General features: G+C 42.7%; 20 protein-coding genes and 2 tRNA genes. 9 read left to right on the top strand and 13 right to left on the bottom strand.

Annotation, left to right across the window (positions count from 1 at the left end; genetic code table 11):
- The first annotated feature begins 270 nt into the window (after positions 1–270).
- On the top strand, positions 271–1,710 hold the full coding sequence (cysS, locus tag R0123_RS08250) for a cysteine--tRNA ligase (protein ID WP_323843721.1): 1,440 nt from the start codon (positions 271–273) through the stop codon (positions 1,708–1,710).
- Between the two features lie 62 nt (positions 1,711–1,772).
- Here cysS and R0123_RS08245 read toward each other — a convergent pair whose 3' ends face one another.
- A complete protein-coding gene (locus R0123_RS08245) occupies positions 1,773–3,077 on the bottom strand; it encodes a homoserine dehydrogenase (protein WP_323843720.1) in 1,305 nt (434 codons plus the stop codon).
- A gap of 177 nt (positions 3,078–3,254) precedes the next feature.
- A complete protein-coding gene (locus tag R0123_RS08240) occupies positions 3,255–4,085 on the bottom strand; it encodes a DsbC family protein (RefSeq protein ID WP_323842352.1) in 831 nt (276 codons plus the stop codon).
- Between the two features lie 265 nt (positions 4,086–4,350).
- On the opposite strand from R0123_RS08240, the gene guaB reads away from it, so the two are divergent.
- Positions 4,351–5,823, top strand: coding sequence for an IMP dehydrogenase (guaB, locus tag R0123_RS08235; RefSeq protein WP_323842353.1), 1,473 nt, complete (start codon positions 4,351–4,353; stop codon positions 5,821–5,823).
- Between the two features lie 61 nt (positions 5,824–5,884).
- Here the strand turns inward: guaB and R0123_RS08230 are convergent.
- Positions 5,885–5,961 (bottom strand) — tRNA-Arg (locus R0123_RS08230).
- 307 nt (positions 5,962–6,268) lie between these two features.
- On the opposite strand from R0123_RS08230, the gene R0123_RS08225 reads away from it, so the two are divergent.
- From R0123_RS08225 to queF, 4 genes are all read left to right on the top strand, one after another.
- Positions 6,269–6,838 (top strand): c-type cytochrome, encoded by a 570-nt coding sequence (locus tag R0123_RS08225; protein ID WP_323843719.1) that lies wholly within the window; start codon positions 6,269–6,271, stop codon positions 6,836–6,838.
- Between the two features lie 156 nt (positions 6,839–6,994).
- Positions 6,995–7,987, top strand: a complete 993-nt coding sequence (locus R0123_RS08220; RefSeq protein WP_323843718.1) for an ABC transporter ATP-binding protein — start codon at positions 6,995–6,997, stop codon at positions 7,985–7,987.
- The gene (locus tag R0123_RS08215; protein WP_323843717.1) at positions 7,984–8,754 is read left to right on the top strand and encodes an ABC transporter permease; all 771 of its coding nucleotides are present in this window, start codon (positions 7,984–7,986) and stop codon (positions 8,752–8,754) included. The genes R0123_RS08220 and R0123_RS08215 overlap by 4 nt, the downstream gene beginning before the upstream one ends.
- A gap of 33 nt (positions 8,755–8,787) precedes the next feature.
- Positions 8,788–9,639, top strand: coding sequence for an NADPH-dependent 7-cyano-7-deazaguanine reductase QueF (gene queF, locus R0123_RS08210; protein ID WP_323843716.1), 852 nt, complete (start codon positions 8,788–8,790; stop codon positions 9,637–9,639).
- A gap of 132 nt (positions 9,640–9,771) precedes the next feature.
- Here the strand turns inward: queF and R0123_RS08205 are convergent.
- The 8 genes from R0123_RS08205 to argG form a co-directional block, all read right to left on the bottom strand.
- Positions 9,772–9,847 (bottom strand) — tRNA-Glu (locus R0123_RS08205).
- A 166-nt stretch (positions 9,848–10,013) separates the two neighbouring features.
- Entirely contained in the window at positions 10,014–10,502 is a 489-nt protein-coding gene (locus tag R0123_RS08200) for a YajQ family cyclic di-GMP-binding protein (protein WP_323843715.1), read from the bottom strand.
- Between the two features lie 126 nt (positions 10,503–10,628).
- Positions 10,629–11,306 carry a ribonuclease T gene (gene rnt / locus R0123_RS08195; RefSeq protein ID WP_416381522.1) on the bottom strand — a complete coding sequence of 226 codons (678 nt, stop codon included), beginning with the start codon at positions 11,304–11,306 and terminating at the stop codon, positions 10,629–10,631.
- Positions 11,306–12,364 carry a dihydroorotase gene (gene pyrC, locus R0123_RS08190; protein WP_323843714.1) on the bottom strand — a complete coding sequence of 353 codons (1,059 nt, stop codon included), beginning with the start codon at positions 12,362–12,364 and terminating at the stop codon, positions 11,306–11,308. Before pyrC ends, rnt begins: the two co-directional genes overlap by 1 nt.
- A 221-nt stretch (positions 12,365–12,585) precedes the next feature.
- On the bottom strand, positions 12,586–13,296 hold the full coding sequence (locus R0123_RS08185) for a LysE/ArgO family amino acid transporter (protein ID WP_323843713.1): 711 nt from the start codon (positions 13,294–13,296) through the stop codon (positions 12,586–12,588).
- Entirely contained in the window at positions 13,215–13,850 is a 636-nt protein-coding gene (locus tag R0123_RS08180; protein WP_323842362.1) for a hypothetical protein, read from the bottom strand. Before R0123_RS08180 ends, R0123_RS08185 begins: the two co-directional genes overlap by 82 nt.
- Before the next feature lie 19 nt (positions 13,851–13,869).
- A complete protein-coding gene (locus R0123_RS08175; protein ID WP_323843712.1) occupies positions 13,870–15,117 on the bottom strand; it encodes a sialidase family protein in 1,248 nt (415 codons plus the stop codon).
- Positions 15,118–15,233: 116 nt separating this feature from the next.
- Entirely contained in the window at positions 15,234–16,571 is a 1,338-nt protein-coding gene (gene argG / locus R0123_RS08170) for an argininosuccinate synthase (protein ID WP_323843711.1), read from the bottom strand.
- A gap of 382 nt (positions 16,572–16,953) precedes the next feature.
- On the opposite strand from argG, the gene R0123_RS08165 reads away from it, so the two are divergent.
- Both R0123_RS08165 and R0123_RS08160 read left to right on the top strand, forming a co-directional pair.
- Complete coding sequence (locus R0123_RS08165) at positions 16,954–17,460, top strand: L,D-transpeptidase (protein ID WP_323843710.1); 507 nt, start codon at positions 16,954–16,956, stop codon at positions 17,458–17,460.
- Positions 17,461–17,497: 37 nt separating this feature from the next.
- Positions 17,498–18,490 (top strand): LysR family transcriptional regulator, encoded by a 993-nt coding sequence (locus tag R0123_RS08160; RefSeq protein WP_323842366.1) that lies wholly within the window; start codon positions 17,498–17,500, stop codon positions 18,488–18,490.
- A 186-nt stretch (positions 18,491–18,676) separates the two neighbouring features.
- Here the strand turns inward: R0123_RS08160 and R0123_RS08155 are convergent, their stop codons facing one another.
- Together R0123_RS08155 and ccoG are read right to left on the bottom strand one after the other, a co-directional pair.
- Entirely contained in the window at positions 18,677–19,240 is a 564-nt protein-coding gene (locus R0123_RS08155) for a FixH family protein (protein ID WP_323843709.1), read from the bottom strand.
- Positions 19,241–19,532: 292 nt separating this feature from the next.
- Entirely contained in the window at positions 19,533–20,978 is a 1,446-nt protein-coding gene (gene ccoG / locus R0123_RS08150; protein ID WP_416381712.1) for a cytochrome c oxidase accessory protein CcoG, read from the bottom strand.
- Positions 20,979–21,899: 921 nt separating this feature from the next.
- Between ccoG and R0123_RS08145 the strand changes: the two genes are divergently transcribed.
- A partial coding sequence (locus R0123_RS08145; RefSeq protein WP_323843708.1) for an ESPR-type extended signal peptide-containing protein occupies positions 21,900–24,897 on the top strand: 2,998 nt, incomplete at its 3' end.

Here is a 24,897-nt window from a genome sequence, read left to right as displayed (position 1 = left end):
TGTTTGAGAGCCGTTTAAATCGCACCCTAAAAGTTAAAAACTTCAATTTTAGGGTGTTTTTTTGTTGGCTATTAACTTGATCTTTTGGTTATTTTTGATTTTAAATGATTTAATCGAGCTTAAATATTTGCACAAGCAAAGTTTTTTAAAGTTAATTTTTATCTTGTGATGATAAATGGATAAATTGTAAGATAAATGATGGTATTTTGATGTAATTTTCGGTATGATAATGCGTTTAAATTGATTGTTTTAATTTTTTTTGGATATGCCATGAGTATGTTTAGCCATCATCAAGCCAATCTTCGTATGTATAATACCATGACTGCAGATAAGCAGGTTTTTGTGCCACTTATGGCAGGTAAAGTTGGTATGTATGTGTGTGGTATGACGGTGTATGATTTTTGTCATATTGGACACGCTCGTGTGATGGTGGCCTTTGATGTGATTTATCGCCATCTTATGTCGCTTGGTTTTGATGTAAATTATGTACGAAACATTACAGACATTGATGATAAAATCATCAATCGTGCCAACGAAAATGGTGAGAGCATTGGTGAGCTGACCGCTCGCTTTATCAAAGCCATGCATGAAGATGCAGACAGCTTAGGCTGCCTTCGCCCCAATATTGAACCAAAAGCCACCGAACACATCAATGATATGCAAAATATCATCAGTACTTTAATGGACAAAAAACACGCCTATACCAAAGGTGGTGATGTGTATTATGCAGTGGATAGTTTTGAAGATTATGGCAAATTGTCCAAGCGAAATCTTGATGAAATGCAAGCAGGCAGTCGTGTTGATGTGGTGGGTGATAAAACCAACCCATTTGACTTTGTTTTATGGAAACTTGCCAAGGCGGGCGAGCCTGCATGGAAAAGCCCTTGGGGTGATGGTCGTCCAGGTTGGCATATTGAGTGTTCGGCGATGAGTGGCCGTTGTCTTGGTGAGACTTTTGACATTCACGGTGGTGGGCATGATTTGCAATTTCCGCACCATGAAAATGAAATCGCCCAATCTGAAGCTTGTACAGGCAAAACTTATGCCAACAATTGGCTTCATGTCGGTTTTATTAATGTTGATGGCGAAAAAATGAGCAAATCATTGGGGAATTTTTCTACCATCAAAGATGTGCTTGCCAAGTTTCATGGAGAAGTGGTTAGATTTTTTATTTTATCAAGCCATTATCGCAGTCAGGTTAATTTCTCTGATGTTGCTTTGAACGAAAGTCATGCTGCCATCAGCCGTTTGTACCATGCCTTAAAATCTGCCGAAGGTATGGGCGAGATTGTGGTAAATCATGTGATTGTGCAAACGGATTTTGCCAAAGGTTTTGCTGATGAGTTTGTTCTTGCGATGAATGATGATTTTAACACGCCAAAAGCGGTGAGTGTACTATTTGCGGTAGCAGGCGAGATCAATAAAGCCGTCAAGGCAGGTGATGAGCGAAGTGTTGTCCAATATGGCATACTTTTAAAGACATTGGCAAGCAATCTTGGGATTTTGACCACATCAGCAAGTAAGTTTTTGCAGGCAGGTGTCAATGATGATGGCTTGTCTGCCGAGTTGATAGAAGCACTCATTGCTGAGCGAGCAGAGGCTAAAGCTGATAAAAACTTCGCTCGTGCTGACCAGATTCGCCATGAGCTAAAAGAACAAGGTGTGGAGCTTGAAGACAGTCGTTCAGGAACGACTTGGCGGAGAGCTTAGTCTAAAAAAGCAATAAAAAAGAGCGTGAACTCATCTCACGCTCTTTTTTTGATCACAACCAATCACTCATCAAGACTTTCTAGGCGAATGCGTACCAAGGGCTCGGTAATAGCGTCTAGTTGTTCTATTTGTTTGATGGCGTTGTTCATTTGTTTTTCTAGGACGGGTAGGGTCAAGATGATGACTGGCACCAATCCTGATTTATGAGCGTCCCTTTGTAAAATGGCATCAATATTAATGCCGTTGTCGCTTAAAATGCGAGTGGTGTCCGCCAATACACCCAGTTCATCTTTGACGGTCAAACGCAGATAGTAACCGCAGGTCATCTCATCGCTAGATAGTATGCGAGTGTCCGAGAGCTCCTCTGGAACGAAGGCCAAATGTGGTACATCGCTTGGTGTGGCAGCGGTGATGACATAAATCAAATCCATGACATCGGCCATCACCGCAGAAGCGGTTGCCCCAGCCCCAGCTCCATCGCCGTAATATAGCGATTGTCCAAGTGGGTGTGCATCTATCATAACAGCGTTTTTTACCCCATGAACATTAGCCAGCAAAGTGGTGTCTGGAATCAAAGTGGGGTGAACACGCAGTTCAAAGCCATTATCACGGCGAATGGCAAAACCTAAATGTTTTATGTTGTAACCCAATTCTTTGGCATAAATCACATCTTGTAGACCTACTTTAGTGATGCCCTCACAATACACTTTGTCAAATTGAATTGGAATGCCAAAAGCGATAGACGCCAAAATAGATAATTTATGTGCAGCGTCAATGCCCTCAACATCAAAAGTGGGATCGGATTCAGCATAGCCTAGTGCCTGAGCCTCTGTCAGTACATCACCAAATTTGCGGTTTTTGCTTTGCATTTCGGTCATGATGAAGTTGCCAGTGCCATTGATGATGCCAGCAAGCCAGTCAATTTTGTTGGCTGCTAAGGCTTCACGAATGATTTTGATGATGGGAATGCCACCTGCCACTGCCGCTTCGTAGCGTACCTGTACGCCATACTTGTCCGCAAGTGCAAAGATTTCATTGCCGTATTTAGCAAGTAGGGCTTTGTTGGCGGTAACGACATGCTTTTTGTGGCGAATGGCGTGCATGATAACATCTTTAGCAACATCGGTGCCGCCAATGACCTCAATGACAATATCTACATCGTCAGCTTCAGCAATTGCCATTAAATCAGCGTTTTGTTTGATATTGGGGTCAATGTCATCACGATGGCGGCGTGTGCCTACATGTGTGATATTGATGGTGTGCCCGCTACGACGAGCCAGCTCATTGGTGTTGTCTTTTAAAAGATTAACCACACCGGAGCCGACAGTACCTAGGCCAAGCACGGCAAGATTGATGGTTTTGTTCACGGGAGTTTCTCAGATGTTATGTGGTAAATTTGTGTTTGTTAAATTGATCAAATAATGACTGCCTAACTTAACATAACTTTACAAAACTTGCTAGATATTTTCATAAAAATTTTTGTATTTTGTTAGTTTCGATGTTGTTTTGTGTCATTAGGCAGGTTTTTAGGTTGTCATGGTGATTTAATTTTTGTACTCAATGGCAAGTCTGGCAAGTTCAGTTGCAGGCAGATAGCCACCGATTTGTTGTCCAGATTCAGTGAAAATGGCAGGGGTGCCACCTACGCCAATTTGATGACCAAGTGCCATGTGTTTTTTGACAGGGTTGTCGCAGGTGGGTGCGGTGATATTTTGCCCTTGTTTGGCACGCGTTAAGGCATCGTGTCGGTCGTTACTGCACCAAATCGCCTCGGTGAGAGGAATGAGTCTATCGCTTCTGGGCCAAGCCAAATAGCGTACTTCTATGCCTTTGTCGGTGATGTCCTTGATTTCGCTGTGTAGTTTTTGGCAATAATGACAGCTTGGGTCAGAAAAGACATATATCGCTGCTTGATGTTTGCCTGTGGCAGGATAAACAATCATCTCAGACGGATTGACTTTGGTAAGCAATTCTTTGGCAAGTAAGGACTGCAAGGTTGATGTGATGTCAATTGGTGTTTTATCGCCGATTTTGGCAATTTGCCCTTGAATCAGATATTCCCCTTTGATGTCTGTGAACATTGGGGGTGCATCATCAAACATGACCCAATATATGCCCTGCATTTGTGTGGCGGTGGCAGATTTTACAACCAAATCAACACCAGATTTTTTTAGGTTTGTTTGTAAGGCGGATACCACGGTAGCATCAGATTGAGTGTTTTGGGTGCTGTCGCTTGGCTTTTTGGTTGTTTGTTGAGCAATTTGTTGCCCTTGTTGGGAGTTGGTGGGTTTTTCTCCACACGCATTGAGACTCAAAGCTAATATAGCGATGAGTAGTGGTTTGTTTGCCAGCTTAAAAAAAGAAGAGGTCATCATAAAAAAAGTACGCCATTGGTTAAAATAGATTGATTCAAAACCAAACAATTATGCCAAAACTTATCTTTAATTGCCAGTGTATTTTTAAGGTTTTTGCTTTGATGAAGCCTGCCAAACTAAATTGAATCTTTGTGATAAAAATATCAAAATCAACTTGCTTTTTTTGTATAAATTTTGATACAATACAGCGTTATTTCATAACCTGCTTTTGATTGTTGGGTTTTCTGGCTTTCATTAAGTAGGTCAATCCCTAAGGAAATAACCTATGCTACGCATTGCCTACGACGCTTTAACTTTTGATGATGTATTGCTACTTCCTGCCTACTCAGAAGTCCTACCAAAAGAAACCAATCTTAGTACTCGCCTAACCACCGATATTACCCTAAATCTCCCAATCATCTCAGCTGCCATGGATACCGTAACAGAATCCAAGATGGCGATTGCGATGGCACAGCTTGGTGGTTTGGGTATTATTCATAAAAACATGGATATTGAACATCAGGCCAGCCGTGTTCGTCATGTGAAAAAATTTGAAGCTGGTACGGTTGCTGACCCTGTAACCGTATGTCCTGAGGTGACTGTGGGTGAGCTTTTAAAAATTACCCGTGAGCATAAAATTAGTGGTGTGCCTGTGGTGGAGCGTGGTACGGATAAAGTGTTGGGTATTGTTACCCATCGTGATTTGCGTTTTGAGACCAATCTTGACCAGCCTGTATCAAATGTCATGACCCCAAAAGATAAGTTGGTTACGGTTAAAGAAGGTACACCACAAGAGCAGATTAAGACGCTATTGCATGAGCATCGCATTGAAAAGGTGGTTGTTATTGATGATGATTTTCGCTTAAAAGGCTTGATTACAGTCAATGATTTCACTAAGGCAGAGAACAATCCAAATGCGTGTAAAGATGATAAAGGTCGCTTGCGTGTGGGTGCTGCAGTGGGGACGGGTGCAGATACTGAAGCTCGTGTTGAGGCATTGATTGGGGCAAATGTCGATGTCATTATTGTGGATACTGCACATGGGCATTCTAAGGGTGTGATTGATCGTGTGGCATGGATTAAGAAAAACTATCCAAATATCCAAGTCATCGGAGGTAATATTGCCACAGGTGATGCGGCACTTGCGTTAATGGATGCTGGTGCAAATGCAGTGAAGGTGGGTATTGGTCCAGGTTCGATTTGTACCACTCGTATTATTGCAGGCATTGGTGTGCCTCAAATCAGTGCGATTGATAATGTTGCTACTGCACTAAAAGACCGTATTCCACTCATTGCTGACGGCGGTATTCGCTTCTCTGGTGATATGGCAAAAGCCATCGCAGCAGGTGCGTCATGTATCATGGTGGGTAGTTTGCTTGCAGGTACAGAAGAGGCTCCTGGTGAGGTTGAGCTGTTTCAGGGTCGTTATTATAAAGCGTATCGTGGCATGGGCTCACTGGGTGCGATGAGCGGTCAAAATGGCTCATCTGACCGATACTTCCAAGATGCCAAAGAGGGTGTGGAAAAACTTGTTCCAGAAGGTATTGAGGGTCGTGTGCCTTATAAAGGCCCTGTTGCAGGTATTATCAATCAGCTGTCTGGTGGTCTAAAATCATCCATGGGTTATACAGGCTGTAAGACCATTGAAGAGATGCGTAAAAACACCACTTTTGTGAAGGTAACATCGGCTGGTATGAAAGAGTCTCATGTGCATGATGTGCAGATTACCAAAGAAGCCCCAAACTATCGTCAAAATTAATTTCAATAAAAAAATCACCCAATATGGTATTGGGTGATTTTTTTTATACAGGCTAATAAAATGGCGCACCTAGCGGGAATCGAACCCACGACCTTTGGCTTCGGAGGCCAACACTCTATCCAACTGAGCTATAGGTGCGTATTGTTTTTTTTGATTTTTACAAATTGGTTTTTTTAAAGACTGCCTACAAAAAACTGGGTAAATTCTACCAAGTTTTTGGGAAAATTACCAGCCATTGACTAAAAAAGTCGTCAATTTTTAAAAATATTGCTAAAATTTTACAAATTATTGAGATATTACATAAAAAACATGGCATTTTGTCCCCTTTTTCCCTTATAATAGCAAGGAAAAATTTATTTGTTTGGGAATGTATTGTTGTGGTTTTATCCACCCAGTCATTGCCCAAGGTTCATTACCCAGAGTTTATGCTCAAGGCTAAGAAGAGATGATGACAATGAAAAAAATTGTAATATTATCTGCCGCTGCTACGCTGGCGATTTTTACTATGGCAAGCCAAGCTCAAGAAGCTACCAAGCCTGCCACGGATATTGCTACCGAAAGCAGTGAGGTTGCTGCAACTACTACCGAAAGTGAGGCAGCTGCACTTGTTGAAAAAAAAGCAGAAGAGGTCATCGCTGAGGACAGCGATCAAGTCAAAAAACTCATTGCTCTTTATCCAAAACTCATCTCACGCATTGCCCCTTATGGCAAAGTATGCTTTGATGGCGAAGAGTGTGATATTAATATCACTGTGCTAGCTGCTGCGGTTGAGGGTGAGGCTCGCCCAGGCGATATGTTGTATAAAGCCATCTGTGCTACTTGCCATGATGCAGGTTTGATTGGTGCACCAAAAATAGGTACAGCAGATTGGTCATCACGCATTGCCAAAGGTAAAGATACCTTATATAACCACGCCATCAATGGCTTTAATGCGATGCCTGCTCGTGGTGGTGCCGACATTTCTGATGATGAAGTGAAAAACGCTGTTGATTACATCATCAGCCAGTTACAATAGTCCATCTTTAATAATTTGATTTAAATGGCAGTAGCTTAGGTGATATTCGCTTAGGCTATTTGCCGTTTTTATCAAAAAATATTTTTTTTTGTTAGTATTCAAACCACCAGTTTTTAGTTGTTAGCATAAAGAACAACTCATCGATGTTAAAATAAAATGACCATACCTGCCCTAAAAATTACCAATCTTAAAAAAACTTATTCTAATGGTTTTACTGCCTTAAATGGGGTAAATTTGACTGTAGCACAAGGCGAATTTTTTGCTCTTTTGGGGGCAAATGGTGCGGGCAAGTCCACCATGATCGGTATCATCAGTTCGTTATTTCCGCCCACAGATGGTGTGGTGGAAATTTTTGGTGTGGATTTGCACAAGAAGCCCAGTCTTGCCAAGTCATTTTTGGGTGTCGTTCCTCAAGAATTTAATTTTAATCAATTTGAGCAATGTTTGGAGATACTCATTACCCAAGCAGGTTATTATGGCATCAAAAAAGCAGATGCACTGCCACGAGCTGAATTTTTATTAAAAGAATTGGGGCTGTGGGAAAAACGCCATACCAAATCTCGTTCGCTCTCTGGTGGTATGAAACGCCGCCTGATGATTGCTCGTGCTTTGATGCATCGACCTAAGTTATTGATATTAGATGAACCAACTGCAGGTGTAGACATTGAGCTTCGCCGTTCTATGTGGGATTTTATGGTGCGTATTAATCAAGAAGAGGGTACAACCATCATTCTTACTACGCATTATTTAGAAGAGGCAGAACAGCTTTGTAAGTATGTTGCCATCTTAAATTGCGGTGAAATTTTGATTAACACCGAGATGAAATCTTTACTCACACAATTATCATTAGAAACCTTTGTATTTGATTTAAAAGATGAATTGGTGGCTTTGCCAAAATTAGACAATGTGCATCATGCGTGTTTGGTGGATCACAAAACTTTAGAAATTACTTTGGATAAATCGCAAAACCTGAATGGTGTTTTTGCTCAACTTAATGATGCAAACATAGAGGTGCTGAGCATGAGAAATAAAGCCAACCGTCTAGAAGAACTATTCATAGGTGTGGTAGACAGCCATGTTCAAGGTGGCATAAGTCATCTGGCAGATGACAATCAAAGTACCAAACTAAATCGTGGAGCGAGCTTATGAATACTCAATTGGTTGCGTTTAATACCTTGTTATTCAAAGAAATTAAACGCATTTTACGCATTTGGCCACAGACATTATTGCCACCTGTCATTACCATGACACTGTATTTTGTTATTTTTGGGCAGATGATTGGTAGCCGAGTAGGTGAGATGGGTGGATTTGATTATATGCAGTTCATCGTGCCGGGTTTGATTATGATGTCGGTCATTACTAATAGCTATTCTAATGTGGTATCAAGTTTTTTTGGTACAAAATTTCATGGTAGTGTTGATGAGCTTTTGGTATCACCAATCTCCAAGCACGCCATATTGTTAGGCTATATTGGCGGTGGCGTATTTCGTGGTCTTGCCATCGCACTCATTGTGAGTAGTGTGGCGTTGTTGTTTACGCATTTATTCATTGCCAATTTGGCGGTGATGCTTTTGACCATTCTTGGAACCTCGGTGCTATTTTCGCTGGGTGGATTCATCAATGCGGTATTTGCCCGTTCTTTTGATGACATTTCTATTGTGCCAAGTTTTATTTTAACGCCTTTGACCTATTTGGGTGGCGTGTTTTATTCTTTGGATAATCTATCGCCATTTTGGCAGCAGTTGTCATTGCTCAACCCAATTGTTTATATGGTTAATGCCTTTCGTTATGGGGTATTGGGGCATTCTGATGTGAATGTGGTTCATTCATTGCTGGTAATTTTGGTATTTTGTGTGGTATTTTATGGCGTGGCATTTAAAATATTATTAGATGGTAAGCGAATTAGAATATCTTAAAATAAAAAGGCGAATTTAAAAAGGTAGATAAAGATGAGTATTCATGGCGTATTGGGTGAGAGTACCAGCTATCCCAAAACTTATGACCCAGCCATTTTATACCCCATCTCACGGCAAATCGGACGAGATGAAATTATCAAACAAACAGGCTTTGGTGGTGTATGCCAAAGTGAATATCAGGGCGTAGATGTGTGGCAAGTCTTTGAATTATCGTGGCTAAATCCGATTGGCGTCTCACAAGTGGCAATGGCAAGATTAATCATTCCTGCCAATTCACCCAATATCATAGAATCCAAATCATTAAAATTATATTTTAATAGCCTTAACTTTACTAAATTTGATAATATTAAAGCAATAAAAAATACCATACAGCAAGATTTATCACAATGCGTGGGTGCTGATGTTGATGTGCAAATCATTGATTTGGATTCTGATGAATTGGACATTGTTCGGCCAGTTGGCTATTGCATTGATGATGTGCTGAGCGATGAAAGTGATGAGGTTTTATTAAGTGATGACATTGATGGCACTGTTTTAAAAAACCCTACCAAAGGTGAATTAAAATCTTATCAATTTTATAGTAATCTGTTACGCTCAAACTGCCCTGTTACCAATCAGCCAGATTGGGGGGTGTTGCAGATTGATGTGAGCACCAAATATGAGTTGGACTTTAAAAATTTCTTAAAATATGTTTTGTCATTTCGTCAGCATAACGGCTTTCATGAACAATGTGTGGAGCGGATATTTGCTGACTTGGTGATGTGCTTTGAACCGAACGCTTTGCGAGTATCGGCCAACTATACCAGACGGGGTGGCATAGACATCAATCCTGTGCGTGTGCTTCATGCTGAGATTGGCAAGGTTAAACGCTTGGTGCGTCAATGATTTGATATAAAAAAGCCGTTTGTCTTGGTGAAACAAACGGCTTTTTATTGGTCTTTTTAAAAATGATGTTTATGAATAAAATTGTAAAAATAAAAAAACAGCCTTTAAAATGCAAGGGCTGTTTTTGAATATTGGCACTCCATAGGGGATTCGAACCCCTGTTACCGCCGTGAAAGGGCGGTGTCCTAGGCCTCTAGACGAATGGAGCACTAAGACTGTAAAATTAACTTAAATTAAGCCATTTTACTAACTTTTGAACGCTTTCACCGTGTATCTCAAAAGTGCGACTATTATAGCAAATAATTTTTATCCGTCAAGAATTTATTTTAAAAAAAGTTAAAATAATTTATAGACTAATGATTTTTAGAGATATTTTAGTCTTTAAAATTGTTGAATTGTAGCGGTATGCCAAAAGATTTTTCTTTTAAAAACGCCATACATGCTTGTAAATTATCTTTTTTCTTATCAGAGACACGGATTTTATCACCTTGAATGCTGGCGGAGACCTTGAGGTCGGATTCTTTGATTGCTTTGCTGATTTTTTTGGCGGTATCTGAGTCCAGTCCGTCTTTTAAATTAATGACCTGTTTGGTGGTTTTGCCTGATTGTGCTTTGTCCTGTGGGTCAAGGGATTGCAAATCCACACCACGCTTGATGAGCTGTTTTTCAAAGATGGCATACACATTATCGGCTTGTAGTTCATTATCACAAGTAATGGTGATGGTTTTGTTTTTTTCATTCAGCTCGACAGTGATGTTGCTACCTTTAAAATCAAAACGAGTGGCGATTTCTTTGTCGGTGTTGCCAATGGCGTTACGCACCTCTTGAACATTGAGTTCTGAAACGATGTCAAATGAAGGCATGATTTTTTTCCTTATTAAAATTGATTAAGTTTGATGATGATTAATAGGGCATCATGCTTGATGTCAAAATTTTAACCAGCTTGCCCCATATCATCATCTTGGGTGATAAAACAGGTTTATGATGATTTAGCCGACCAAAAACTCATCGTCTGTCTCATCATTTTGTGTTGGTGTGCTCAGCAGCATAGGCAGTTCATTAAAAATCTGACAAAATAGTTCAGCGGTTTTTTGGGTGTCGTACACAGCAGAGTGGGCGTGTGTATTATCAAAACCAAGCCCTGCCATGACACAGGTGCGAGCCAGCACCGTATGCCCATAAGCAAGAGCAGATAGGCTGGCAGTATCCAATACGCTAAACGCATGAAATGGCGAATGATTTTTGCTGTTGGTACGAGCAATTGCAGCATTTAAAAAACCTAAGTCAAAATGTGCGTTATGTCCAACCAAAATACACTGACGACAGTTTGCTTGTTTGCGAATTTCTTTTAGTGTCTTAAAAATACGGCGAAGAGCTGACTTCTCGTCTTCACTGATGGCCTTACGAAAAGGGCTGTCAGGATTGATGCCTGTAAACTTTAGAGCAGCAGGTTCAAGATTTGCTCCAACAAATGGCTCAATATGGGCATTAAGTGTCTCGCCTTGATACAGTTTGCCCACCTCGTCCATTAAGATTGGTATGCAGGCAATTTCAAGTAGAGCATCTGTTTGGGCATTAAAGCCTGCGGTCTCAACATCAACCACAACAGGTAAGAAGCCACGAAAACGCTCCTGTAGGGTTGATGGCTTATCTGCAAATTGTGCCATCATGATACCTGTGTCCATGCCAGTGTTTGCCCTGCCAGTAGTGGTGTGAGAGTCTTACCATCTAAATAGTTGTAGGACTCAGGCACGGTCTGTTGTTGTTTGGCAAGGGTGATGGTGCTGGTATTGATTGGTAGGCCATAAAAATTTGCCCCAAATACACTGGCGAAGTTTTCTAGCTTGTCTAGTGCATTGACGCTTTCAAAAGCGGTGGCATATAAGGGTAAGGCGTGAACAGCAGAGTAGCAACCAGCACAGCCACAAGCAGATTCTTTGGTGTGAGTGGCGTGCGGGGCAGAATCTGTACCTAAGAAAAATTTAGGATTGCCACTGGTTGCCACTGCCAATAAGCGTTCTTGATGTTTGGCGCGTTTTAAGATTGGTAAGCAGTAAAAATGAGGCTTGACACCGCCTACAAGCAGATGGTTGCGATTGAATAATAAATGCTGTGGTGTGATGGTTGCACCGATATGTGCTGCTTGAGCCAGACAAAAATCAGCCGCATCTGCGGTTGTGATGTGCTCCATGACAATTTTTAACTCTGGGAAATTTGCGATGATGACAGACAATACCTCATCTAAAAATCGCTTTTCTCGGTCAAAAATGTCAATGTTGCTGTGTGTAACCTCACCATGTACAAGCAAAGGTAATCCCACTTTTTGCATGGCTTCAAAGACGCTGGTAAGCCCCAAAATGTCTGTTACGCCATCGGCTGAGTTGGTGGTTGCACCAACAGGATAGAGCTTAACGGCTTGGACGATACCAGAAGCCTTGGCTTGGATAATGTCATCAGCTGTGGTATGGTCGGTCAGATATAGCACCATGCGTGGGTCAAAATTGGATTTTCGCTCATTGTTAATGTCGCTATTTGCCAAGGCATCTAAGATTCGCTGACGATAAGCAATAGCGTCGCTGGTCGTCTTGATGGGCGGTGTCAGATTTGGCATACAAATAACACGATTAAAGCTATTGGCGGCGTGTGGTACGGTGATATTTAGGGCGTTACCATCACGCAGATGAATATGCCAATCGTCTGGTTGAATGAGAGTGAGTGTGGTCATGTTTTGCTCATTTGGTCTAAATGGATAAAATAGAATAAACAAAAATAAATAACACAATATCTATCTAAAAGTCGTGTTTAAAATCATGTTTTGCTTAAATTATTTTTTGCTTATTGTAGCATGAAATGAGCGTTTGTATCAAAACAGAGCTTTGATGAATTTTGGTATTTTTTTATATTGCTCCACCTTGGCTTTGGGCTTAAAACAGCCGTTAAGTCAATTTATCTTAAATTGATGGCGTAATTCATAAGGCCAAACGCAATTAACCACATGAACACACCAATAAGTGTGTCTAAAATTCGCCAAGTGCTTGGCTTGGCAAATAGCACGCTAAGCAGTCTTGAGCCATAGCCCAAACTAAAAAACCATATCGCTGATGCACCAAATGCACCAATGAGAAAGTAGTATTTTTGAGTATCTGAGAGTGGGCTTGCGATACTACCAACCAAAACGATTGTATCTAAATACACATGCGGATTGAGCAAGGTCAGTGCTAAAGTGGTGGCGATGGTTTGTTTTAAGCTTGTTTTATTGGAAGTGTCATTAACTAATAAGTTGGTGTTACCATGGTATGCTGAGCGAAAGGCACAAAAGCCATACCACAATAAGAATATCGCCCCAAAAATCGCAAGAATCAGCGTGGTTGTTTTGCTTTGGCTGATCAGACTGCCAAGCCCCAATACGCCGACACTCATCAAAATTATGTCGCACGCCAAGCATACCAAGCACACCCAAAAGATGTGCTGTTTTAATAGCCCTTGCTTTAGTACAAAAGCATTCTGGGCACCGATGGCAACAATCAAACCAAAAGAAACAAAAAAGCCTTGAGTAATGGTAGAAATCATGAGTTTTATGAGTCCTGTGGTTGTTTGCGGGGCAATAAACCAAACAGTTTTTGCCAAGCCCATCGTACGCCAAACCCAATCACCCAAAAAAACAACCAAACATCTGCCATATAATCCAAAATAAAAGGGCTTTGCATGACAGACAGTGCAAATCCAACAAGGCAAACCCACCCTAACATGAGTGCTTTTTTATCATGATACATTGCCACAAGCCAAATCAGTGCAAAAATGACATAATGCCAGACCAAATTGACGCCCAGCGTATGATGATAAAAATCCACACCTACCTCAATGAATGAGCCAAGCGAAGTCAGTACAATCAGTAATGCGCCTACGCCAAGGCAAGCTTGGGCAGATTTGTTAAGTGCAAAATGAGGTAAATGAAAGCTGTGGTTTAAGGTATATCCCAGTGCCAGTAGCACCGTCAAAACAGATGGCTCGCCAAAGATGCCAAGCCAATAAGTCAATCCAAAAAATGCAGTCAGTATGCCCACAATTGCCAAGCCAAAGCTGTATTTTGGCTTGCTGGCATAATAAAAAAGCTGATGAATTCGGCTTGTAATAGGGCGATGAATTAACCAAATCAAAGACGCCCACAGTAAAATGCCATAAGCGATGATAGGATAAAAAAGATGGGTCATGGTTTTTCTCCTTGCAAGCTTATCGGCAGATTAAAGGGGTTTTTACGCTGTGATGGATTACATGAGCATCGGTGGATTCATCGTCATATTGTGGCGTTTTTCCCATTTTTTGGCACGCCACCATTTCATCAATAAAGGCTTGATTGAGTGCTATATGACGAATGGACTTGCGGTCGTGTGTATAGACAATGTGCAAGTGCTCACCCACCACCAAGCTGGTTGGGTAGGAGACCTCCCCTGTATCTGCGGTGTCTAAAAGTAGGGTTTTTGTGGTGTTAATACGCCCATCTTGTTTGTGCAGTTGGGATAAATATAAATAAAATCGAGTATTATCCGCTTGGCGTTGATTGTGAATCAGATAGGGCGTGCCATTGATGGCGATGACATTTAAAGAGCTGTTGTCATTATCCACATTGGTGGGGGTGGGAGTACTCCATTTTTGACCACCATCGGTACATTCTTGGATTAAAAGTGGCTGTGAATGGCGATGGCGTCGTGCCATGAGGCAATCGGTGCTTGAAATGGGGGCAAGACTGGGTTGTAGGGTTTTGGTTAGGCCATTAGGACGCATTTTGCCCATCAAATTGCCTGCTTCATCAAAACGCAAAATCACCTCAAACTTGGCAGCCATTTCGTGATAAATGGGCAAATAAAAACCGCCATCACTCAAAGAAATGGGCAAAACTCTCACCAAGTGCGATATGTTTAAAAAAGGTGATAAAGGTAAAATTTGTTTAAAATCAAAACTTTTGCCATCTTTGGAGGTTAAGTGATAGATTTTTGATGCTGCCCAACCAGCATAACTGGTTGCCACCACAAATAAATGAATGGTGCCATCATTGGTTTGGTGCAAGACGGGGTTGCCCAGCTTTTTGATGCGTGTACCGCTTTTTTGGGCAAGCTCTTCAGGTGTTAAAATCACCATCGGTTCTGACCATAGATGATGAGGCGTTTTTGGCATCGTTTGTAAATCCGCCAAGGGTAAAAATGATGCATAAATTTGCACATCTTTTGCACCTTCACGACTGCCTGCAAACCATGCACTCATTAGCATTGCATCTTGATGAGTGCGAATGTGGGCTAAGGTGGCTGAGTGTACGCTAAGGTGAGTGCGAGAGACATCACTTTTGATCAGCTGTGGAGTTGTTGCTTGGGCGGTGGTGGTAGTTTGGGTGAAAGTGGGCGGTGTTTGTTGGGTGCTTTGTTTGTAAAATAAGCCAAGCAGTACCACAAACCATGCAATCAGTGCATAATAAAATTTGCTCATTAATCAATCTACATTGTGATAAAAAAATGCGATAAAAAATCGTGATGATAAGCCATGCCATCTGTATGCTGACATGGCTTGTTTAAAGGCTTAGGCTATTTTGCTGGCAGGCAAAATTATTTTTGCCCAAGCTGTGGTACGGCATTGCCAGCACCCACGCCAAGCAGTCCAGCTTGGGTGTATATGCCAAGTTTATGACGAGTGTCGGTAATGTCAAGATTACGCATGGTCAGCTGACCGATACGGTCAAGTGGTGTAAATGCTGCATCCTCAACTTTTTCCATAGACAGGCGTTCTGGCTCATAGGTAAGATTGGCTGATTCGGTGTTGATGATGCTATAATCATTGCCACGGCGAAGTTCTAGCGTTACTGTACCTGTGATGGCTTTTGCCACCCAACGCTGAGCGGTCTCTCTGAGCATGAGAGCTTGAGAGTCAAACCAGCGACCTTGATATAACAATCTACCAAGTCGCAGGCCGTTGATGCGATATTGTTCAATGGTGTCTTCGTTATGAATGCCAGTAACCAGTCGCTCATAGGCAATGTGTAGCAATGCCATACCGGGAGCTTCATAGATACCACGAGATTTGGCTTCAATGATGCGGTTTTCTATTTGGTCGGTCATGCCGAGCCCATGGCGACCACCGATTTTGTTGGCTTTTAGAATCAGTTCAACAGGGTTGTCAATGCGTTCACCATTAATGGCGACTGGCATTCCTTGTTCAAAAGAAATGCTCACCTCTTCAGCATCAATCTTGACATCTTCGTCCCAATAACGCACCCCCATGATTGGCTCAACGATTTTATGACTGGCATTCAAAAATTCCAAATCCTTAGCTTCGTGTGTTGCCCCCAGCATATTTGAATCAGTGGAATAGGCTTTTTCTTTACTCATTTTATAATCAAAGCCATTGTCAATCAAAAACTGACTCATCTCAGAGCGACCACCCAGCTCGTCAATAAACTGTTGATCCAGCCAAGGTTTATAGATTTTGAGAGCAGGATTGGCCAATAGACCATAGCGATAAAACCGCTCAATGTCATTGCCTTTGTAGGTTGAGCCATCACCCCAGATATGCACATCGTCTTCATGCATGGCGGTAACCAGCATGGTGCCAGTGACTGCTCGTCCTAGTGGTGTGGTATTAAAATAGGGCATACCACCTGTGGTGATATGAAAAGCACCGCAAGCAATGGCAGCAATGCCTTCTAAGGCCAGTTGCATACGGCAATCTATCAGGCGTGCCTTGATGGCTCCGTACTGCTCGGCTTTGGCAGGAATGGCGTTGTAGTCGTCTTCATCAGGCTGACCCAGATTGGCGGTGTAGGCGTATGGTTTTGCACCTTTTTGCTTCATCCATAGTAGGGCAGCTGATGTGTCCAGACCGCCAGAAAAAGCAATGCCTACTTTTTGCCCAGTAGGCAGGTTTTGTAAGATGGTGGCGTTTGACATAAAAAAACTCCGTTTAAAACTAAAATAATAAATAACAACTGATGTTTAAATAAGGGCGTTGTTCGCTTAACAGTACATTAACATACATTGAAATAAAACCACAGATTTTTAGTCTGTCAAAACATGATGGCTGTCAAAAATTATAGCATTTTTGTTGAGCTTTTGGGTGTGGATTTTGTATTTTTTACCAAAAACTGCCGTCTTGGTCATGGTCTGAACAATCATCTTGATGGTAAACGATAAAAATTAAAAAAATATGCCTTAAATTTGCCATAAAAACCATAGAATTTGCCCAGACTTTAAAAAAATCAGCACAAAACCCATGAAAATTTGCTAAACTAACATTTTACAAAATAGCCATCATTTTTTAATTTGATAATCTATGAGTTCTCAATCTGCAAGCATTCATCTATATATTGATACCGCCACACAGCGTCTGAGCGTGCTTGATGCTGATGATGTCTTGATAAGTTTTGACATATCTACCGCCAAAAATGGTACAGGTCAGCTTGAAAATACAGGCTGTACACCGCTTGGTCGCCATACCATCGCTCAAAAGATTGGCGGCGAATGCCCAAAAAATGCTGTCTTTGTTGGCAGGCAATTTACAGGCGAGATTTATGATGAGGCATTGGGGCAAAAATTTTTGAACAGAGACTGGATATTGAGCCGAATTTTATGGCTGGACGGCTGTGAGGTGGGCATCAATAAAGGTGAAAATGCTGATGGCGTCTGTGATAGTTTTGCTCGCTATATTTATATCCATGGGACACCAGATACCGAGCCGATGGGTGTGCCAATGTCGCATGGTTGTGTGCGAATGCATCATGATGATTTGGTTGTGCTGTTTGATATGGTGGAGGTTGGCACGCCTGTGCTGATTGTGTGAGCTGTTGGTTAATGCGATGAACGAATAAGGAAAAATCATGAATCTACAAAAAGTTGATCTAAATCTATTGGTCTATTTAGATGTGCTTTTGCGTGAGAAAAATGTAACCAGATCAGCCGAACAGCTTGGCATCACTCAACCTGCGATGAGTAATATTTTGCGTCGTCTGCGGTCTTTATTTAATGACCCATTACTTGTGCGTTCGTCAGAGGGCATGACCCCAACCGAAAGGGCAGGTGAGCTTCAACCACGCATTCGTGAGATACTCTCTGATGTCAGTACCTTGCTTGAACCAAGAACCGAGTTTCGTCCATACAGCACCTCTCGTGTGTTTCGTATCATGACAAGCGACTATGCCGAAGCGACCTTGGTGCCACGATTGGTAAAGGCGCTGCGTTCTGAGGCACCAAATGTGATTTTAGACTTTTTGACGCCATCTGATGTGTCTTATCGAGATATGGAGCAGGGGCGTGTGGATTTGGCAATCAATCGCTTTAATGAGATTCCGCAGAGTTTTCATCAGGTGCTGGTGTGGCGAGATACTTTCAGCTGTTTGTTATCAGCAGACAGTCCGTATGTCAATAGATTTAACCTAAAAAACTACCTAAAAGCTCAGCATGTCTGGGTATCAAAAACAGGCATGGGTGTGGGTTTTGGGGTAAACCCTGAAAAGTCTGGTGGATTGGGTTCTATTGACCAAGCTTTACAAAGACTTGGGCAAAAACGCCAAATCAGCGTGTTTACTCGCCATTATCAAATGCCTGCGATGCTGGCGGCAAATAAAGATTTGGTGGCGACATTGCCAACTCGTGTCGCCAAACTCCAAGCACATAACAATCCGCAAATCATCGTCAAAGAGCCACCGTTTTTTATTCCAGAATTTGAGCTGACCATGGCGTGGTCGCCATTATTACAGCACCACCCAGCACATCGCTGGCTAAGACAGCTCATCATACATGTGGCACGCCAAGTCATCACCGAAGAACAAAATCAAGAGCAATCTGAACAGTATTCGTCATTAATACTGTGATACTGTCATACCGTGATGAATGGATACTGTGATAAATGCTTATGATGATGGCTTGGTATCGGTATCAATCAGATAAGTGGAAAGTGGAAAGTTGGTTTGGTTTTGGCAATCATTGGCATCTTGTTGCCAATGATTGCCAAAATCTTAAATCAAAGCCCTTAAATCCATCAAAAGTATCAAAAAAATCTAAGAGCGTTTTTTTCGTTGGTCTGGCAGGGCTTGCTTGCTATCATCAAAGCTAGATAACGGCACAAAAACGACATTTTTGGCAGGGAGTTTTTGTGTTTGACGCAGTCGCCAGTTGTGAGTGCCTTCATTGCTGACTTGTAGATAGTATTTGGCAGGCGTGTCATCTATGGCAACTTTGCCTTGATAGACATTATCGCCCATGTGCGTGATGATAAAATCTTTATCACGACTGCTGTCAGTGGCATGAGAAATGGATACGCTAAGTGTTGCTGGGTATTGTAGGGGTGTGCCATCTTTGAGCGTGCCAGTATCTATGCTGTCTTGGGGGTAGCGTAGCTCAAAGTGGACATTGTTATCATCAATTTTATCATCAAATCGCATGACACCAGAGATGTTTAAATCATGTGCCAGCTTATCACGAGTGGCATCTTGATACAGTGTTTTGCCGTCCATATACCAGTCATCTCTGACGGTGCTGTCTTGAATGCGAATCGACCACACAATAAAAAAGATACACACCACCACGACCAGCGCAGGCAGACCGACAACAAAGATGGTCATGAAAGGGTTTTTGTACCAAGGTTCTTTTTGGTGGGGGGTATTGGTGGGCATGGCTGATTAAGATGATTTTAAGTTAAGATGACAAATATTTGTGCCATTTTAGCACATTTGGCAGATTTTAACCATTGATTATTCATCATGGATTAAAAGATAAAAATCGGCATCAGTGATGGCAATTTTGAGACAAAAACCATAAAACCGCCCATGTAAGGCGGTTTTATGGTTGTGTTGTTGCTATGCGTTGTTGCTATGTTTGTTGCCATGTATTGTGGCTAATTGCCCACCAAATTGCTTATTTGACTGATTGTTGCTTTGTTTCATAAACAAAGTTATCTTGGGTGCTGACACTGTATTTACCATCTTCGGTATAAACCGTGATGGTGATTGGTGTAACACCTGCTTTGATGATGCTGGCATCGCCAATGACGCTCACAGGCAAATCGTATGGCTCATTGGCTTGTAATGGGATTTGCTTAAAGCGAGATTGTAGCGTCATGCCCTCAACAGGTTCTAGGCGGACTTTATAGACTTGACGCTCGTCTGTTTTATTGACGATTTTTAGAACATAGCTGTTTTCTACCATGCCATGTCGTACCGTGCTGATTTGTTTGCGGTCGTGGCGGATTTCCATTTCTAGTGGTGCACGCCCTGTTGCAACCAGTGTCGCTGCTGTGATGGCAGCACCCAGCACAAATATATAAGCAAAGATGCGTGGGCTGATGATTTTGGTTTTTTGGTTTTCAAGCATTTGCCGTTCGGTGGTATAGCGAATCAGCCCTCGTGGATAGCCCACTTTATCCATGATTTCGTTGCACGCATCAACACAAGCGGCACACTGAATACACTCCACTTGTAGCCCATCACGGATATCAATGCCTGTTGGGCATACCTGCACGCACATACTACAATCCACGCAGTCGCCATATCCCTCTGGGTGGTCGCCTTTTTTGCGAGCCCCACGAGGCTCACCTCGCTGATAATCATAAGAGACAAGCAAGGTATCTTTGTCAAACATCACCGACTGAAAGCGACCATACGGACACAAATGCACGCACATATGTTCACGCATATAGCCTGCATTGGTCTGGGTAACAAAGGTAATTAATAAGAAAAATACCCATGTCATCTTGCCCCAACCCATAAAAAACAGCGTATGTCCATTAAAAAACAAATCATCTGTTCCAGTGATAAAGGCGATGAATGTCAAAGCGGTAACCGCAGAGAAAATCAGCCAAATGCCGTGCATCAACAAAGTTTTTAGGATTTTTTCGCCATTCCAAGGCTGTTTGTCAAACTTGATGCGTTTGTTACGCTCGCCGATGACCCATTTTTCTATGTGTTGATACAGATGCACATAGATGGTCTGTGGGCAGGCATAGCCACACCACACACGCCCAGCATAGACAGTAACCATGAATAAGGTCATGGCAGCGATGATGAACACGAATGCAAAGAAATAAAAATCCTGTGGCATGAAAGTCGCCCCAAAGATATAAAATCTTGGTTCAATGACATCAAGCAGTATCGCCTGTCGTCCATTCCAGCGTAACCAAGGGGCGATTAAAAACCCCACCAATATTGCATACATGGTGATCAGGCGTATGTTTTGATATTTGCCTTTGGTAAAACGAGGGTGGACACGATGCTTGGTGGCGTCCATGTCCTTAGAATGCGGAATGATTTTTTCTGGTGGTGGACGCTGTTTTTTTGGTTTGGTTGGGATTGGGTTGTTTGGCATGATAATAACCTTAGTTATTTATTTGGCTATTTATTATTTATAATGATAATGACAAATGTTTATTAATGAATTCATCATTTTTTGTGGGTGTATTTTAGCATTTTTGCCATCATGATTGGCGATTGTTTTGTAATTATCAACAATCTTTCTCAATAAATATCGGTGCATTTTTCATCATCATAAAACATGAGCATACAACAATGATGGCGAGGTGATGCGATGATTGCTATGTTGTTTCTATAATATTTCCAATATGTTTCTACCATATTGCCATCATGCCATGTATCAAAACTTGATCAAGTGATGGCAAGCGGTGAATCATCATTTGGCAATAAATGGCTGTCAGACTAGGTGAACACTTGTATCTATTAAGCTTCCTGCAAAACTAGGTTTTCCGTTCGCCCTGAGCTTGTCGAAGGGTAGCGAAAACCGTCATGGTTCGACAGGCTCACTTTGAGCGGTTTCCCTTAACTCGGGGTTTTGCAGAAAGTCTATTATATAAAAAATATATAAAAAATGCCCATGACAAGATGTGTACCAACTGCCAATGACACTCATGACCAACAGCACTTATTTACAATTTGTTAACAAAATAGTGCACAAATCACTACCCAAACCCCAAAAAAGTCATTATAATAGCTGCGCAAAATCTCCCCCCCCCCGCTATGCACCGCCATAACAGACACCAACAGCAGACCAATACAGACAATATAAAAGTCATTTAAAAGGTTGTGATACATGGTGTTTTGATGAATAAGCTGATTGCTTGGCGTGTGGAGAGAGTCTTAATTCGCATATTGTTATCTGTATACTAAATATCATTTAAGTTACTTTTTTGTTACAAGACAATTAGTTTAACACTAAATCAAAGGATAATGATGCGTATCCAAAATCTGTTTGCTATTTTTATGAGAAATGTCTATGAATAATATCTACCGTGTGATTTTTAATAAATCCACCCAAACCTTTCAAGCTGTATGTGAATACGCCCAAGCTCAAGGCAAAGGCACTGCCACCGTCGGCACCGTCAAAAAATCATCAACACCAGTCAAAATATTAACTTTAAGTGCATTGGCTGCTTCGGTCATACTGGCTATTCCAAATGCAGCTGCTGAATTTACTGAACTTCAACCAGTCCCTCTTCCAACAGATGCCAATCTTCAACCCGCTCTAGTAGGCGGAATGGATTATTTGTGTGTTAGCTCAGACGTAGGAGTCAAAGGTGGGTATTATGGAGGGAATGTGGGTGATAGCTATGATGAATTATTGGAACATTGTGGTAGTAATGGTGCTTATAAAGGCAATATGGTTTATTTCTTTCAGCCAATATATGGTAGGATGTCATTGGGCTACGGTGCTTGGGCTGAGCGTGAATATGCCACAGCAATTGGCTATGACACAAAAGCAAATGCTAAATATAGTACAGCAGTGGGCAGCAAGGCAAAAGCTGATGGCGAGCATGCATCAGCATTTGGTGCATATGCTCAAGCGAGCGAAATTGCTGCAACCGCATTAGGTGCGGCTGCCAAAGCTATGAGTGAGACAAGTCTCGCTGTCGGTGTAAGTTCTACTGCTATGGCTAAAGAAAGCATTGCTGTTGGTGTAAATGCTATTGCAAAAAAACAAGGTTCAATTGCATTGGGTTCGCTCTCTTTGGCAGATCGTGCTGGACTGCCAGAAGGTACAACCACGGCCAGCACCACACCGAATGCTGACCAAAACAGCGTATATTCGCCAACCAATATGACAAAAGATAACGCAGAGATTTTGGCAACCATCAAAGGCACAAACAATGGTGCGGTATCAGTAGGTAATACCAACACAACCCGTCAAATCATCAATGTGGCCGCAGGGAGTGCCGACTCTGATGCGGTGAATGTGGCACAGTTAAAAGCGGTGGCAGGTACCCCTACTTACTTCCATGTCAATGATGGTACAGATACTCAAGAAGCGGGTGATCCTGATACTAACAAGGGCAGTATCAAATCCAAAGGCGGTGCTGTGGGTAGTAAGTCATTGGCGGCCGGCATTGGGGCCAAAGCGACAGGACAACAATCCACCGCAGTGGGCCACAATGCCCAAGCGGAAGAACCTGATGACACCGCAGTGGGCCACAATGCCCAAGCGAGAGGACGACAATCCACCGCAGTGGGCCAAGGTGCCCAAGCGACAGGAAGCAATTCTGCAGCATTGGGCGCAACTGCCCAAGCGAGAGGAGAATATTCTACCGCAGTAGGTCAAAATACCGAAGCGACAGCAGATCGTTCCACCGCAGTGGGCAATTCTGCCAAAGCGACAGCAGACCAATCCACCGCAGTGGGCCAAAATGCTCAAGTGACAGGAAGCTATTCTGCCGCACTGGGCTATGGTGCCCAAGCGCTAGGAGAAGAATCCACCGCACTGGGCGCAGGTGCCCAAGTGACAGCACAAGATTCTACCGCAGTGGGCGCAAGCGCCTACGCGAAAGAACAACATTCTACCGCACTGGGCTCAGTTGCCCAAGCGACAGGACAACATTCTACCGCACTGGGCTCATATGCCCAAGCGACAGGACAAAGAGCCACCGCACTGGGCAAAGATGCCCGAGCGACAGCAGAGAACTCCACCGCACTGGGCCAAGGTGCCCAAGCGACATCAGTATATTCTACCGCACTGGGCCACAATTCCCGAGCGACAGGAGAACATTCTACCGCAGTAGGTCAAAATACCGAAGCGATAGCACAAGATTCCACCGCAGTGGGCAATACTGCCCGAGCGAAAGCAGAACAATCCACCGCAGTGGGCACAACTGCCCAAGCGACACGAACTAATGCCACCGCAGTGGGCTACCAAACCCAAGCGCTAGGAGAAGAATCCACCGCACTGGGCGCTAATGCCGAAGCGACAAAACCTAATACCACCGCAGTGGGCCAATTTGCCCGAGCGACAGAAGCTAATGCCACCGCAGTGGGTGTGAATACCACAGTAGCATCTGCCAATGCTGGTGCTTATGGCTTTGCTAATACAGTCAGCGGTACTGATAGCCATGCAGTGGGTGCTAATAACCAGGTAACTGCCGACAAAGCATTTGTACTAGGTTCTGATACCAAAGCAGATGTGGCAAACTCTGTGTATCTGGGCATGGAAACCGTAGCCACTACTGGTACTGGAGTAGGTACCAAAAACCGTACTTCGGCTGTTGGTAACCCAGAGGGTACAACCACCACCGCAGGCGATAAAGGCGTGGTGGATAATGTCAAGGTGGGTGGTGTAACCTTTGCAAACTTCGCTGGTAGTACTGCTAATGGCGTACTGACCATCGGCTCTGCTGGCAAAGAACGCCGTATCCAAAATGTGGCAGCTGGTGAGATCTCAGCCACCTCTACCGATGCAGTGAACGGCTCGCAGCTGTTTTCTGTCGCTAAGGGAACTTTAGATCAAGTGCCGATGGTTTATACCAAAGCAGATGGCACCAAGCTCTTTAAGAAAGCTGACGGTAGCTTTGTTGATACTCAATCTCGCACTGTGCTTAATAATCAGGTGGTCGTCTCATTACAAGATGCGGCAGGTAGCACTACTAATCCTGTGGTTTTGAATAATTTAACCAGTGGTCTGGGTAGAGATGCAGGTGGTGTAACCAATTTTAGTGCCAAGCGAGTCGAAGACAGTGTTGCTGCTACTGTCGGTGATATTCGTCACATGGCTTGGTACCTAACCACTGCTAATGCCGCTGGTGGCCCAAATATCTATAAAGAAGCTGTACATTCCACCAATGAGGTTAGATTTGTTGGTGAAAATGGCGTGCAGATATCAGCCCAAGGTGATAGAGATAAACTTCTTCATGTGGTTACCGTCAAGGGTACTAGCATCACCAAGCAAGATGTTGAGGGTGGTTATGATTTGACCATCGTCCACCCAGATGGCCGCCGAGAAGTCATGA

Origin of the sequence: Moraxella sp. Pampa, assembly GCF_035181385.1 — a bacterium.
Classification (GTDB): domain Bacteria; phylum Pseudomonadota; class Gammaproteobacteria; order Pseudomonadales; family Moraxellaceae; genus Moraxella.
Note: the sequence above shows the minus strand (reverse complement) of the source record. Positions and strands in the feature narration are given on the sequence as shown.

Coding starts and splice junctions, on each gene's coding strand:
- cysS (WP_323843721.1), top strand. CDS start 271: ATGAGTATGTTTAGCCATCATCAAGCCAATCTTCGTATGTATAATACC.
- R0123_RS08240 (WP_323842352.1), bottom strand. CDS start 4,085: ATGATGACCTCTTCTTTTTTTAAGCTGGCAAACAAACCACTACTCATC.
- guaB (WP_323842353.1), top strand. CDS start 4,351: ATGCTACGCATTGCCTACGACGCTTTAACTTTTGATGATGTATTGCTA.
- R0123_RS08225 (WP_323843719.1), top strand. CDS start 6,269: ATGATGACAATGAAAAAAATTGTAATATTATCTGCCGCTGCTACGCTG.
- R0123_RS08220 (WP_323843718.1), top strand. CDS start 6,995: ATGACCATACCTGCCCTAAAAATTACCAATCTTAAAAAAACTTATTCT.
- R0123_RS08215 (WP_323843717.1), top strand. CDS start 7,984: ATGAATACTCAATTGGTTGCGTTTAATACCTTGTTATTCAAAGAAATT.
- queF (WP_323843716.1), top strand. CDS start 8,788: ATGAGTATTCATGGCGTATTGGGTGAGAGTACCAGCTATCCCAAAACT.
- R0123_RS08200 (WP_323843715.1), bottom strand. CDS start 10,502: ATGCCTTCATTTGACATCGTTTCAGAACTCAATGTTCAAGAGGTGCGT.
- rnt (WP_416381522.1), bottom strand. CDS start 11,306: ATGGCACAATTTGCAGATAAGCCATCAACCCTACAGGAGCGTTTTCGT.
- pyrC (WP_323843714.1), bottom strand. CDS start 12,364: ATGACCACACTCACTCTCATTCAACCAGACGATTGGCATATTCATCTG.
- R0123_RS08180 (WP_323842362.1), bottom strand. CDS start 13,850: ATGACCCATCTTTTTTATCCTATCATCGCTTATGGCATTTTACTGTGG.
- R0123_RS08175 (WP_323843712.1), bottom strand. CDS start 15,117: ATGAGCAAATTTTATTATGCACTGATTGCATGGTTTGTGGTACTGCTT.
- argG (WP_323843711.1), bottom strand. CDS start 16,571: ATGTCAAACGCCACCATCTTACAAAACCTGCCTACTGGGCAAAAAGTA.
- R0123_RS08165 (WP_323843710.1), top strand. CDS start 16,954: ATGAGTTCTCAATCTGCAAGCATTCATCTATATATTGATACCGCCACA.
- R0123_RS08160 (WP_323842366.1), top strand. CDS start 17,498: ATGAATCTACAAAAAGTTGATCTAAATCTATTGGTCTATTTAGATGTG.
- R0123_RS08155 (WP_323843709.1), bottom strand. CDS start 19,240: ATGACCATCTTTGTTGTCGGTCTGCCTGCGCTGGTCGTGGTGGTGTGT.
- ccoG (WP_416381712.1), bottom strand. CDS start 20,978: ATGCCAAACAACCCAATCCCAACCAAACCAAAAAAACAGCGTCCACCA.